We start from the raw sequence: 13,455 nt of genomic DNA, 5'->3' as shown, positions 1-13,455 counted from the left end.
CCGTGCGGCTTCGGTTAACCTGACGTCGTGCCAGCCCCGCTGCTGCCGTCGGCAGCCCTCGCCCGATCCGTCTCTCGTTCCACGGCCGTTGTCATCGCCGGCCTGAACGCCCACGGTGTCGTCGGCGTCCCCGACCAGGTCGGGACCAGCTACCGCAAGAAGCTCGGGACCGCGGTCGGCGAGTTGGCCGAATCGATGGGCGCTTCCGCCAAGCCGCTGGCGACCACGGTGCTGCCGCGCGTCGGTGGCACCAGCCTGGTGCTGGTCGGACTCGGGGACAAGGCCAGCGACGATCTCAGCGAGGAGGAGCTGCGGGCCGCGGCCGGTGCCGGTGTGCGGGCCGCAAGTGGCCTGGAGCTCTCCGAAGCATCGGTCGCGGTCAGTTTCGGCAGCAGCGAGCCGGGGGCGCTCCGAGCGACGATGGAGGGCGCCCTGCTCGGGTCGTACACCTTCGGTGCCCTGACCTCGGCTGCGGTGCCGACGCCGAAGATCGCCACGATCACCGTGATCTCCCGATCGACCGGCAAACAGCAGGTTGCCGCGGTCGAGGCGGCCGAGATCGTCGCCGCCGCCGTGATCGCCGACCGGGAATGGATCAACCAGCCGGCCAACCTGCTCTACCCGGAGAGCTTCGCCGACGACGTCCGCGACTACGCGGCCGCCGCCAAGAGCAAGATCAACGTCGAGATCCTAGACGAGCGGGCACTCACCCGCGGCGGCTACGGCGGCCTCCTCGCGGTCGGCGGCGGATCGGCGAAACCGCCGCGCCTGGTCCGGCTCAGCTACTCGCCTCGCGGCGCCAACACCCATCTGGGGTTGGTGGGCAAGGGCATCACCTTCGACTCCGGTGGGCTGGACATCAAGTCTCCCGCGGGCATGTACACGATGAAATGCGACATGTCCGGCGCCGGTGCGGTGTTCGCCGCGATCCGGGCGATCGCCGATCTCGGACTCAAGATCAAAGTCACCGCCTACGGCTCGCTGGCCGAGAACATGCCGAGCGGGTCGGCCTGGCGCCCGTCGGACGTCCTGACGATCTACGGCGGCAAGACCGTGGAGAATGTCAACAGCGATGCCGAGGGCCGGATCGTGATGGCCGACGCATTGGCGAGGTCGAGTGCCGAGGACAAGCCGGATCTGATCATCGACGTCGCCACCCTGACCGGTGCGGCGGTGACAGCGCTGGGAGAGCGGACGGCTGCGGTGTTCGCCAGCTCGGACGAGGTCGCCGAGCAGGTAATCACCGCCGCGGCGACGGCAGGCGAGCGATTCTGGCAGCTGCCGATCGTCGACGAGGCGCGCGGTCATCTGGACTCCGAGGTCGCCGACATCAGGTCCGGGCGCGCCGGTGGCGGTGCCGGCGGCGCGATCACGGCAGCGGCATTCCTGCGGGAATTCGTCGGCGATACGCCGTGGGCGCATCTGGACATCGCCGGCCCGGCGTTCAACAGCGGCAGCGCGTACGGCTACGTGCCCTCAGGCGGTACCGGCGCTGCGGTCCGCACCCTGGTCGCCGTGGCCGAATCCCTTGCCGGCTGAAGCGCGAGGTCAGCTCTCGTCGGCGAGCTTTCGCTGGGCGAGCAGCTTCTGCCGGTGGTTGTAGTCGCGCATCCGCTGCGGATAGCCGACGACCGCGGCGTCGTAGCCGGGGATCTCCATGTGCTTGGCGAAGGACCGCGCCCAGTCCGGCGACGGCACCCGGCGCCGGGTCCACTGCCCGTCGTAGGCGACCAGCAGCAGGGTCGGCTGGATGAACATCGTCGGCTGCTCGATGTAGGCCTCGACGCCGCGGTGGGTCTGGACGAACTCGGTCAGATGGGCGACCGCCTGCTCGTCGATGGGATACGGCCGCCCGGCACGGGGCGTACGACCACGCCGCGCCGTGCGGTTGCGGAACCATCCCATACGACAAGTATTCCTGACCCGGTGAAATGCCTGGTTTGATGGCCGCCATGAGCCAACACGACCTGATCATCGTCGGAGCCGGCAGCGGGGGCTACGCCTGTGCGTTGCGAGCCGCCGAACTCGGGCTCCGGCCGGTGCTGGTCGAGGAGGACCTGGTCGGCGGCACGTGCCTGCACCGCGGCTGCATCCCGACCAAGGCCGTCCTGCACGCCGCCGAGATCGCCGACGCGGCCCGGGACAGCACCCGCTTCGGCGTGCACGCCACGCTCGAAAGGGTCGACCTCGGGGAGGTTCGCAACTACGCCGACTCCGTCGTCGGCCGACTGCACAAGGGATTGACCGGACTGATCAAGTCCCGCTCGATCGAGGTCGTCCGCGGCCGCGGCGCACTCGAGACCGGACCCGACGCGGTCGAAGGACAGCCGACCCGCCCGCCGATGCGCAGGGTCCGGGTCGGCGAGCAGATCCTGCAGGCGCCGTACGTGGTGCTCGCGACGGGTTCCTCGCCGCGGTCCCTGCCGGGGCTGGAGATCGACGGCACCCGGGTGCTGACCAGCGATCACGCCCTCCGGCTGACCGAGCTGCCGACCTCGGCGATCGTCCTCGGCGGCGGCGTGATCGGTGTGGAGTTCGCATCGGCCTGGCGGTCCTTCGGAGTCGAGGTAACCGTCGTCGAGGCACTGCCCCGACTGGTGCCCAACGAGGAGCCGGAGATCTCCCAGGCGCTGCAGCGAGCATTCCGCCGACGCGGGATCAAAACCCTGATCGGCAAGCCGATGGAGTCCGTACGGGTCGACGAGTCGGTCACCGTCAGCGTCTCGGGTGGTACGGAGGTCAGCGCCGACATCCTGCTGGTCGCCGTCGGTCGAGCACCCGACCGGACCGTACGCGTCGACGAGCGACTGCAGACCGAGATCGAGGGCGTGTACGCGGTCGGCGATCTGGTCCCTGGGCTCCAGCTGGCCCACCGCGGCTTCGCGCACGGCATCTTCGTGGCCGAGGAGATCGCGAGCCTGAGGGACGGCACACCTTCCCCCACCCCGGTCCTCGACCAGTCGATCCCTCGCGTCACCTACAGCGACCCGGAGATCGCCGCGGTCGGACTCGGCGAGGCGGCAGCCAGGGAACGGTACGGAGACATCGAGACCTTCACCTACGAACTGGCCGGCAACGGTCGCTCGCAGATCCTCGGCACCCAGGGCTTCGTCAAGGTGGTCCGCCGTGCAAACGGCCCGGTGCTGGGTATCCACCTGATCGGTGCCCGGGTCGGCGAGCTGGTCGGCGAGGCACAGTTGATCACCAACTGGGAGGCCTACCCGCAGGAGGTGGCCGGGCTGATCCACGCCCATCCGACGCAGAGTGAAGCACTCGGAGAGGCGCACCTGGCTCTGGCCGGGAAGCCCTTACATGTGCATGGTTAGCTTGAAGATAGGCTGACGGACGACGGTGCGGATATGCCGGGCCACAGAAGCCGTGGCCGGGCCGATAGAGGAGTCGAAGCAGAACATGGCAGTCGAGGTCACCCTTCCGGAACTGGGCGAAAGCGTCACCGAGGGCACGGTCAGCCGGTGGCTCAAGCAGGTCGGCGACACCGTCGCCACCGACGAGCCGCTGCTGGAGATCTCCACCGACAAGGTCGACACCGAGATCCCGTCCCCCGCCGCCGGCACCCTGCTCGAGATCCGCGCCAATGAGGACGACACTGTCGAAGTCGGCGCGATCCTCGCGGTGATCGGTGAGGAGTCCGAGGCCCAGGGTGGCGGCGCGCCGTCCGAGCCGGCCCCGACCCAGGAAGCCCCGACCCAGGAAGCACCCGCCCAGGAAGCCGAGCAGGCACCGGCCCCGCAGGAAGCACCCGAGCCGGAGCCGACCCAGGAACAGGCGCCGGTCGCAGAGACTCCGCAGGCCGAGACTCCGGCTCCGTCGGCGGAGTCCACCGCCGGCTCGTCCGACAGCGCCGGCACTGAGGTCACCCTGCCCGAGCTCGGTGAGAGCGTCACCGAGGGCACGGTCAGCCGGTGGCTCAAGCAGGTCGGCGACACCGTCGCCACCGACGAGCCGCTGCTGGAGATCTCCACCGACAAGGTCGACACCGAGATCCCGTCCCCCGCCGCCGGCACCCTGCTCGAGATCCGCGCCAAGGAGGACGAGACCGTACAGGTCGGGGCTGTCCTGGCCGTGATCGGCGATGCCAACGCCGCTCCGGCACCCGCTCCGGAGGCACCGGCGCCTGCACAGGCAGCACCCGAGCCGACTCCGGCGCCCACTCCGGCTCCGGCCGCGGAACAGAATCCGGCACCGCTGGTCGCCCCCACCCCGGCACCTGCGGTCGAGGCCGCCCGGCCGACCGCACCCGCACCCTCCTCCGATAGTGACGGACCCGGCTATGTCACCCCGCTGGTCCGCAAGCTGGCCGCCGAGCACAACGTCGATCTGGGCAGCCTGCAGGGCACCGGCGTCGGCGGCCGGATCCGCAAGCAGGACGTGCTCGCGGCGGCCGAAGCCGCCAAGGCGGCAGCCGCCGCTCCGGCCGACCAGCCCGCCGCTGAGTCCCCCGCGCCCGCGGCGGCGACAGCATCGTCGGTCGAGCCGAGTGCCCTGCGCGGCACCACCGAGAAGATGACCCGGCTGCGCAAGATCATCGCCTCCCGGATGGTCGAATCGCTGCAGACCTCGGCCCAGCTGACCACCGTCGTCGAGGTCGACCTGACGCTGGTGTCGCGGCTGCGGGCCAAGGTCAAGGACGATTTCGCCCGCCGCGAGGGCGTCAAGCTCTCCTACCTGCCGTTCCTGATCAAGGCCACCGTTGACGCGCTGAAGGTGCACCCGAAGCTCAACGCCACCATCGACACCGAGGCCGAGGAGATCCACTACCCGGCCACCGAGAACGTGTCGATCGCCGTCGACACCGACAAGGGCCTGGTCGTGCCGGTGATCAAGAACGCCGGTGATCTGAGCATCGCCGGACTGGCCAAGAAGGTCGCCGACCTCGCCGATCGGACCCGCAACAACAAATTGTCCCCGGACGACATCTCTGGCGGCACCTTCACGGTCACCAACACCGGCAGCCGCGGTGCCCTGATCGACACCCCGATCGTCAACATCCCGCAGGTCGCCATCCTCGGCACCGGCGCGTTGGTCAAGCGGCCCGTGGTGATCACCGACAAGGTGCTCGGGGAGACGATCGCGATCCGGGACATGATGTATCTCTCGCTGTCCTATGACCACCGGCTGGTCGACGGCGCCGATGCGGCCCGCTTCCTGGTGACACTGAAGGAACGCCTCGAGGAAGGCGACTTCGGCTCCGAGTTCGGCGTCTAGTCGCTGCCGGGGACGAGCACGATGCGGATCCTGATCGCCGGCTCCTCCGGCTTCCTCGGCACCGCCCTTCGGGTGCGGCTGGCCGAGGAGGGCCACGAGGTCCGGCGGTTGGTCCGCGGCGGGGCCCTCTCGTCCTCCGAATTCCACTGGGACCCCGCCTCCGGGCGGATCAATGCCCGCGCACTCGACGGCGTCGAAGTGATCATCAATCTCGCCGGCCCGCCGGTGTTCACCCGACCCTGGACCAGGAGCCGGCGGGAGCTGCTGCGGACAGCCCGGATCGAGTCGACGCTGCTGCTGGCCGAGACCGTGGTCGAGCAGTTCGCCGACTCCGGCGCCAAACCGCTGTGGCTGCAGGCCAGTGCCACCGGCTGGTACGGGACCGCAAGCACCGACCCGCTGCAGGCCGAGCCGTACGACGAGAGCGCACCGGCCTCCGACGACTTCCTCGGCCGGCTCGCCCACGACTGGGAGGGTGCCGCCCAGCAGGCAGCCGACTCCGGGGTCAAGGTGTGCTTCCTGCGCAGCGGCATGGTGCTGGACCGGTCCGGGAGCACGCTGAAGCTGATCAGGCCTGTCTTCGGCGCCGGTCTGGGTGCCCGGCTCGGCGATGGCCGGCAACGGATGACATTGATCAGCCTGCACGACTGGCTGCGGGCCGTGCTGTTCTTGATCGAGCATGGTCTGATCGAGCATGGTCTGATCGAGCATGGTCTGACCGGACGGGGGCCGACGGAGTCCGGAGTGCCGGCCGGCCCGTACAACCTGACCATCCCGCAGCCGGCAACGAACGCCGAATTCACCGAGGCCCTGGCCACGGCACTCGGCCGCAAGGCTCGGCTGGCCGCGCCGAGCCTGATCCTGCGTACGGCGCTGGGCGAGCTTGCCGAGCAGCTGGTGGCCGATCAATACGTCGTCCCCCGCGCGCTGCTGGAGCAGGGATTCAGCTTCGACGGACCCGATATCGCCGGCACCCTGCGGCTGGCACTGCGGCGCGATTAAGCTCGCCCCCATGGGCGCCACACCCGATTTCCTTGATCTCGATCCCGGCAACCGGCAGACCGACTATCTCCAAGCCTGGGAGCTGCAGCGCGCGATCCATGCCGAGGTGGTCGCCGGCGACCGGCCGGACACCGTCCTGCTGCTGGAACACGCCGACGTCTTCACCGCGGGCAAGCGCACCGAGCCGCAGGACCGGCCGGTCGACTCCGCGCCGGTGATCGACGTCGATCGCGGCGGCCGGATCACCTGGCACGGTCGTGGCCAATTGGTCGCGTACCCAATCGTCAAGCTGCCCGACGCGGTCAAGGTCGTCGACTACGTCCGTCGCCTGGAAGAGGCGATGATCAGGACCTTCGCCGATCTCGGCCTGACCGGCACCGGCCGCGTCGACGGCCGCTCCGGTGTCTGGCTGCCGCTGGACGACCAGAGGCCGGAGCGCAAGATCGCCGCGATCGGGATCCGGGTCGCCTCCGGCGTCACCATGCACGGGATCGCGATGAACATCACCAACAGCCTGGACAGCTTCAACAAGATTGTTCCCTGCGGCATCTCCGACGCCGGCGTGGCCACTTTCGAACACGAGACCGGGCGCAGCCCGGCACTCTCGGAGGTCTCGGCGGCGCTGCAGCCACGGCTGGCCGAACTGCTCGGCTGGCAGCCGTACGAGAGGAGCGCCGACATCCCACGGCCGGCACTCGCCGGTCCGGCGCCCTCTGGATCGGGCCCCTCTGGATCAGGATTGGGCTGACCCGGTGGTCAGCGCCCCGGCGATCGAGGTCAGCGACCTTCGCAAGTCCTACCGCAGCAGACGCCGCCGCCGCCCGGCCGTTGCCGGTCTCGACCTCAACGTTCCGGTCGGTGGCGTCCACGGCTTCCTCGGTCCCAACGGTTCGGGGAAGACCACAACCATCCGGATGCTTCTCGGGCTGATCGCGGCGGATTCCGGCTCGATGCGGCTCTTCGGCCAGCCGGTGCCGGCCCGGCTCGACCAGGTGATCGCCCGTGTCGGGGCGATCGTCGAACAGCCACGGCTCTTTCCCGCCTTCACCGGCCGGCGCAATCTCGAGTTGCTCGCCCGGGGCATCGGGGCCCCGCGCGGGCGGATCGACCAGGTGCTCACCGAGGTCGGACTCGGCGATCGCGCCGATGATCGTTTCCGGACCTACTCGCTGGGCATGAAACAGCGACTGGCGATCGCCGCCACCCTGCTCAAGGACCCGGAGCTGTTGATCTTCGACGAGCCGACCAACGGACTCGATCCGGCCGGCATCCACGAGATCCGCCGGACCATGCGCGGGCTGGCCGACCGCGGACGGACGGTCCTGGTCTCCAGCCACATCCTCAGTGAGGTCGCCCAGATCGCCGACACGGTCTCGATCATCGGCCGCGGACGCCTGATCGCCGAGGGACCGGTCGCCGAGATCCTCGCCGCCGGAGGCCAGCAGGCCGTCCGGGTCGGGGTCGCCGATCCTGCTCGCGCCGAGGCCCTGCTGACCTCGGCAGGCCTCGAGGTCGGCAGCGCCGCGGACGGCATGCTCACCGTGTCCCCGCGCCGTCGCTCGCAGCAGCTCGATCCGAGCAGGATCACCGAGCTGCTCGCCCGCCAGGGATTGTATGTCAGCGAGTTGACACCAATCCGGGCCGACCTGGAGTCGGTGTTCCTGGACCTCACCGCCGACGAGCATCTCGGTGCTGGTTCCGGACCGACCGACCGGGTCACAACGACCGCCGCCCGGCACGCGATCACCGAGGACCGACCATGATCAATCTGCTGGCCGCCGAGTTCACCCGGCTGCGCAGCCGCCGGATCGTGATCATCTGGCTGATCGGTCTGTTGGTGGCAGTGGCCGGATTCCAGGTGCTCGCCGGTTTCGTGGTCCGGCAGCCGACCGCGTCCGAGATCGCCACGGCCCGCCACCAGCTCCAGCAGGCGCAGGCCGACTACACGGCCCACCACGACGCCGACGTGAAGCAGTGCGAAGAAGACAATCCGGGGCAGGCGGATGCCTGCGACTATCCGCCTCCGACCCTGAACGACTACCTGCGGACGCCGGAGACGTTCGCGGCGACCGCCGATGCCGGGCTGACCGTCAGCACCGTCTTCACGGCGCTGATCTTCCTGGTCATCGGCGCGTCCATGATCGGCGCCGAGTACGGCTCCGGCGCGATCGCCAACTGGCTCAGCTTCATCCCGGACCGGAACCGCGTCTACGTCTCCAAGATCACCGTGGTCGCCCTGGCCGCCGCGGTCATCGGCGCCGCGGCCGCGGCCCTGACGCTGACCACCACCGCGCTTCTGGTGAAGATCAACTCGGGAACGGTCGACCACGTCGGTGATCTCGCCGCCGCCGGTGCCCGGGGCCTGATCGTCGTCGTGGTCGCGACCGCGGGCGGCTTCGCACTCGCCCTGGTCTCCCGGCACACCATCGCCGCCCTGGGCGTGGTGGTCGGCTATCTGGTCGCCGATTTCGTGCTGAACATCGTGATGGCCTCCCTCGACGCGGTCCAGAAGATCAAGCCCTGGCTGCCCGACAAGAACGCCCAGGCCGTCATCGAGCACGGCATCAGCTACCAGGACCAGGTCACCCGGGTCACCGCCGACGGCACCACCTACGACACGGTCACCCGGCATCTCAGCTTCGGCCACGGCCTGGTCTACCTGCTGGTGGTCCTGGCGATCGCCGTCGCGGCATCGCTGCTGGTCTTCCGGCGGCGCGACATCGGCTGATTCCGGCCGCTGTCGCTCGCGCTCGCAGCGTGCCACAGTGATCGGATGGGACTCGACACGAATTTCCCAGCCGTCCGGATCTCGGATCCGGCCTCGACGGTGCCCGTGTACCACGGCCACCAGGTGATCGGTTCCGGCTCCGAGACCCGAGTAGGGTTGGGCGGGTGACGATCGCTCCCGAAGGACGCAAGCTGCTGCGACTGGAAGTCCGCAATTCCGCGACCCCGATCGAGAAGAAACCGTCCTGGATCAGGACCACCGCGAAGATGGGACCGGAGTATCGCGAACTCAAGCGGCTGGTCAAGGACGAGCAGTTGCACACCGTCTGCCAGGAAGCCGGCTGTCCCAACATCTTCGAGTGCTGGGAGGATCGCGAGGCGACCTTCCTGATCGGCGGCGAGCAGTGCACCCGGCGTTGCGACTTCTGCCAGATCGCCACCGGGAAGCCCGCCGACTTCGACGCCGGCGAGCCGCTCCGCGTGGCCGAGTCGGTGCAGACCATGGGCCTGCGGTACGCGACCGTCACCGGCGTCTGCCGCGACGACCTGCCCGACGAGGGCAGCTGGCTCTACGCCGAGACGATCCGCAAGATCCACGAGCTCAACCCGGGCGTCGGCGTCGAGATGCTGGCCCCCGACTTCACCGGCAACCGCGACTACCTCGAAGAGATCTTCGCGACCCGTCCGGAGGTCTTCGCCCACAACGTCGAGACCGTGCCGCGGATCTTCAAGCGGATCCGCCCGGGCTTCCGCTACGAGCGGTCGCTGGACGTGCTGCGATGGTCGCGGGAGGCCGGTCTGGTCACCAAGTCCAACCTGATCCTCGGCATGGGCGAGACCCGCGACGAGATCACCGAGGCGATGCGCGACCTGTACGCCGCCGGCACCGAGATCCTGACCATCACCCAGTACCTGCGCCCCTCCGCGCTGCACCACCCGATCGACCGCTGGGTGACGCCGGAGGAATTCACCGAGCTGGGCGCCGAGGCCACCGAGATCGGGTTCACCGGTGTGATGAGCGGTCCGCTCGTGCGTTCGTCGTACCGGGCCGGAAGGCTCTATCGTGAGGCGGTCAGCAAGAGAATGAAAGCAGTCCCGAGCCATGGCTAATGCACCCAAACCGGAGAAGTCCGGGTCCGACAAGGACCTGACCGGCCCGTCCCAGATGGGCCGGTTCCGGCAGATCATCGTCGCCTACCAGCGCACCCACGAGTACGACAAGCCGCTGCCCTTCCTACTGGCCGGCGCTTTCGTGCTGCCGATCGTGGTCGGCGTCGTCGCCGGCCTGCTGGTCGGCATGCAGGTCTCGCTGATCATCCTCGGGGTGATGGTCGGCCTGCTGCTGGCGATGCTGCTGCTGGTCCGGCGGACCAAGGCCGCCACCTACAAGCGATACGCCGGCCAGGCCGGCTCGGCCGAGGTCGCGCTGGCGATGCTGCCGAAGAAGTGGATCTCCTCGCCCGCGATCGCGGCCAACCGGCAGATGGACGCGGTGCACCGGACCCTCGGACCGGGAGGCCTGGTGCTGATCGGCGAGGGCGAGCCGGGACGGCTGAAGGCGCTCTTGTCCAGCGAGGTCCGCAAGCACGAGAAGGTTGCCTACGGCGTCAAGGTCACCACGATCATGATGGGCAGCAAGGAGGGTCAGGTGCCGCTGGAGAAGCTCGCCGACCACATCCGCAAACTGCCCAAGGTGCTGGAGCCCAATCAGGTCACCGAGATCAAGTCCCGGCTCACCGCCCTGGACAAGATCCGGCCGCAGGTGCCGGTGCCGAAGGGCCCGATGCCGACCAGTTCACGTCAGGTCCGTGGCGCCAAGCAGGCGATGCGCGGCCGCTGACGCGGCACCATCGGCCTCGGGTCTACTTCCGGGTGATCGTGCGGACCGCCCGATCGATGAATCTGGCGCCGGCAGCGACGCCGAGAGCCCGCAGCGGGAGATGCCGGGTTGCGCGGTACGCGTTCAGCACCCGCCGGGTGGTACCGGGGTCGAGCACCCTTTCCAGAAGCGCGTCCCTCGCCTGACGGCGCTCCAATCCATCGGCCGCGTGATCGAAGAACGGGCCGAGCCCGTCGGCCGCCGACAGCACGCCGGCGATTCCCTCCACGACAGCGTCCAGCGGTAGCTCGGTCGGCTGCACCACCGCGTCGACGGTGCGCACGGGCGCGGTCAGTGCCGCCGGATCGCCGATCACCCGGCAGCCGGAGGCCTGCAGCTGCTCGGCATACTCGCGGGCGCGCCGCAAAGCCACTCGGGCCGCCCATGCAGGCAGTTGCGGACTCGGCTCGCCCGGCAGTGGTCGGCGGTTCTCCTGGATCCGCGCGATCAGCCCGTGCCGGACCAACGACGTGTAGCGGTGCCAGTCATAGCGCTGGGTGTGCATGATCATGTTGACCTGGCGGACCAATTCGACCTCGGGGGCCGACAGGCCGCGGTTGGCGGCGTATCCACCGACGGGCCGGGTCGCCATCGTGCCACGCCGCAGCCCGAGCAGGTCCTCGAAGGATTCGGTCAGCAGGTCCGGGTTCGTCTTGTCGACGATCACGACAGTGACGTTCTCAGGCCCCACCAGTTCGGTCCAGCGCTTGATGATCGCCGCCTGGTCGTTGCGGCGGTAGAAGGTGCCGACGGTCGGGCCCTTGCGGCGCTTCAGCACTGACTGCAGCCACTGCTCGAATCCGCCGGTGTGTCCTGCTTTGACCGCCTGTTGCCAGTTCGAGGCCAGCAGATCCGCGAAACCCCGCAGGGTGACCGCCACGTGCAGCCGGTCACCGAGTTCGCCCCGGAACCGCTCGGCCTGCCGATCATCGGATTCGCAGATGAACTCGTGGCTGATGAAGGCACGGTCGGCCCGACTCTCACGCAGTTCGGCCAGCAGCCCGTCCCACAACGACCGGTGGTGGACCACCGCTCCGCGGTCCCGCCAGCCAAGCGGTCGCCGCATCAGTGCGGCTACGGGATCGCGATGATTGAAGGCCGTACCCGGATAGCAGACACCCTGCCCGAGCAACTGCGCGCGATTGACCGCCGCGCCGCGTTGCAGCGTGGTGGTGCCGGTCTTGGGCAGCCCGATGTGCAACAACCGGGTGCCGACCGGCACTGGCGCGGTCACGGCAGCCGGGATCGTACGGCCTTGCGGAGGCCCTTGATCATCGCGCCCGCACGCCGCCGGTAATCCTTCGTCCTCAGATCCGCGGTCGAGACGCCCCGGTAGACGGCCACGGCAGCCAGCGTCCGGTCGTCGAGGTGGCGCGTCGCCCGGATCGCACTGGCCACCTCCGCACCGCCGTCCGACTCGTACAGCTTGCGCAGATAGGCCGGTGAGGAGCTGGCCCCCTGGACACCCTCCGGAGGCTGATCGAAGAACGCGCCCCGGCCGTCCTCTGCCGACAACAGCCCGGAGATGGCCTCGTAAACGGCGTCGGCCGGGATCTGGGTGATGCTCGGAAGCCGCGGAACCGTCGGTACCGGTGCGCTCAACGCGGACAGATCCCCGATCACCCGGCAGCCGGTCGCATCGATGGCCTCGGCGTATTCGCGCGCCTGCGCCAACGCCTTCTTGGCCAGGCGCTCCGGAAGGGTCAACATCGGCTCATCCGGTGCCGGTGTGCGGTTCTCCTGCAGCCGCGCGATCAACCCGTGCCGCATCAGATCTGAATACCTGTCCCAGGTCATGCCCTGCTCGCGGAACACCCGGTTGACCCGCCGGACCAGCTCGGCCTCGGGCATCGACAAGCTTCGGTTGGCCGCATATCCCCCGGTGGACAGTTCGCCGAGCAGACCGCGTGGGATCGCCAGCAGGTCCTCGAAAGCAGTGATCAGCTGATCACGCTTACGCTTGTCGGCGATCACCACAGTGACGTTGTCGACCCCGGCGACCCGGATCCAGCGCTGGACGATCGCGGCCTGGTCGTTGCGCTTGTAAAAGGTCGGGGTCGTGTGCAGCTTCTCGCGATCGCCCAGGATCTGCAGCAGCCAGCTGCGGTAGCCGCTGCGGTACCCGGCCTTGACGTACTGCTGCCAGCTGGAGCCGAGCAGATCGGCGAAGCCGCGCAGCGTGATGACCACGTGGGTGTTCGGGCCGAGTGCTTCGATGAAGCGGCGTGCCTGCTCATCGGTGGACTCACAGGCGAACTCGTGGCTGATCAGCGATCGAGGCGCCCGACTCGCCTTGACCTCGTCCTCGATCCTCTTCCAGATCTGGAATGCCGGAGTGGACTCGCTGTTCTTCCAGCCCAAGGACCGGTCCATCAACGCGGATACGGCTTCGCGATGGTTCAGCGACTTTCCCGGGTAGCAGACACCATGCTCCAGCAGCTGCTGTCGCCGCGCAGCGGCACTGCGCTGCAGGCTCGTGGTGCCGGTCTTGGGAATACCGATGTGCAGCAATCGAGCGCCGTCGGGTAGCGGCTCGACGCGTTGCGTCAGGGGGGTGGCGTGTTCGGCGGTCACGTCGACGGCGGACTCCTCGGTATCAGATTCTGCTGCCGAACTACCTT

General features: G+C 68.9%; 12 protein-coding genes. 9 read left to right on the top strand and 3 right to left on the bottom strand.

Annotated features, from left to right (window positions below):
- Positions 1–27 precede the first annotated feature (27 nt).
- Positions 28–1,539 carry a leucyl aminopeptidase gene (locus tag IEY07_RS01215; RefSeq protein WP_188893352.1) on the top strand — a complete coding sequence of 504 codons (1,512 nt, stop codon included), beginning with the start codon at positions 28–30 and terminating at the stop codon, positions 1,537–1,539.
- 9 nt (positions 1,540–1,548) lie between these two features.
- Here the strand turns inward: IEY07_RS01215 and IEY07_RS01210 are convergent, their stop codons facing one another.
- Positions 1,549–1,905, bottom strand: a complete 357-nt coding sequence (locus tag IEY07_RS01210) for a hypothetical protein (RefSeq protein WP_188893351.1) — start codon at positions 1,903–1,905, stop codon at positions 1,549–1,551.
- 47 nt (positions 1,906–1,952) lie between these two features.
- Between IEY07_RS01210 and IEY07_RS01205 the strand changes: the two genes are divergently transcribed.
- The 8 genes from IEY07_RS01205 to IEY07_RS01170 all read left to right on the top strand — a co-directional run bounded on the left by IEY07_RS01205 (position 1,953) and on the right by IEY07_RS01170 (position 10,795).
- Positions 1,953–3,326, top strand: a complete 1,374-nt coding sequence (locus IEY07_RS01205) for a dihydrolipoyl dehydrogenase (protein WP_229669590.1) — start codon at positions 1,953–1,955, stop codon at positions 3,324–3,326.
- Between the two features lie 85 nt (positions 3,327–3,411).
- Positions 3,412–5,226, top strand: coding sequence for a 2-oxoglutarate dehydrogenase, E2 component, dihydrolipoamide succinyltransferase (gene sucB / locus IEY07_RS01200; RefSeq protein ID WP_188893349.1), 1,815 nt, complete (start codon positions 3,412–3,414; stop codon positions 5,224–5,226).
- Between the two features lie 21 nt (positions 5,227–5,247).
- Positions 5,248–6,228: an epimerase gene (locus IEY07_RS01195; protein ID WP_188893348.1), complete on the top strand. Its 981-nt coding sequence runs from the start codon at positions 5,248–5,250 to the stop codon at positions 6,226–6,228.
- Positions 6,229–6,238: 10 nt separating this feature from the next.
- Positions 6,239–6,976 carry a lipoyl(octanoyl) transferase LipB gene (lipB, locus tag IEY07_RS01190; RefSeq protein ID WP_188893347.1) on the top strand — a complete coding sequence of 246 codons (738 nt, stop codon included), beginning with the start codon at positions 6,239–6,241 and terminating at the stop codon, positions 6,974–6,976.
- A 4-nt stretch (positions 6,977–6,980) separates the two neighbouring features.
- Complete coding sequence (locus IEY07_RS01185) at positions 6,981–7,991, top strand: ABC transporter ATP-binding protein (RefSeq protein WP_188893346.1); 1,011 nt, start codon at positions 6,981–6,983, stop codon at positions 7,989–7,991.
- The gene (locus IEY07_RS01180) at positions 7,988–8,956 is read left to right on the top strand and encodes an ABC transporter permease (RefSeq protein ID WP_188893345.1); all 969 of its coding nucleotides are present in this window, start codon (positions 7,988–7,990) and stop codon (positions 8,954–8,956) included. The genes IEY07_RS01185 and IEY07_RS01180 overlap by 4 nt, the downstream gene beginning before the upstream one ends.
- 164 nt (positions 8,957–9,120) lie before the next feature.
- Positions 9,121–10,065: a lipoyl synthase gene (gene lipA / locus IEY07_RS01175; RefSeq protein WP_188893344.1), complete on the top strand. Its 945-nt coding sequence runs from the start codon at positions 9,121–9,123 to the stop codon at positions 10,063–10,065.
- Positions 10,058–10,795 carry a DUF4191 domain-containing protein gene (locus IEY07_RS01170; protein ID WP_188893343.1) on the top strand — a complete coding sequence of 246 codons (738 nt, stop codon included), beginning with the start codon at positions 10,058–10,060 and terminating at the stop codon, positions 10,793–10,795. The genes lipA and IEY07_RS01170 overlap by 8 nt, the downstream gene beginning before the upstream one ends.
- 22 nt (positions 10,796–10,817) lie before the next feature.
- Here IEY07_RS01170 and IEY07_RS01165 read toward each other — a convergent pair whose 3' ends face one another.
- Positions 10,818–12,068: a hypothetical protein gene (locus IEY07_RS01165; protein WP_188893342.1), complete on the bottom strand. Its 1,251-nt coding sequence runs from the start codon at positions 12,066–12,068 to the stop codon at positions 10,818–10,820.
- Positions 12,065–13,408: a hypothetical protein gene (locus tag IEY07_RS01160; protein WP_188893341.1), complete on the bottom strand. Its 1,344-nt coding sequence runs from the start codon at positions 13,406–13,408 to the stop codon at positions 12,065–12,067. Before IEY07_RS01160 ends, IEY07_RS01165 begins: the two co-directional genes overlap by 4 nt.
- Positions 13,409–13,455 lie beyond the last annotated feature (47 nt).

This window comes from Microlunatus endophyticus (assembly GCF_014646195.1).
Lineage (GTDB): Bacteria > Actinomycetota > Actinomycetes > Propionibacteriales > Propionibacteriaceae > Microlunatus > Microlunatus endophyticus.
The sequence above is the reverse complement of the archived record's forward strand: the minus strand, read 5'-3'. Positions and strand labels throughout refer to the sequence as shown.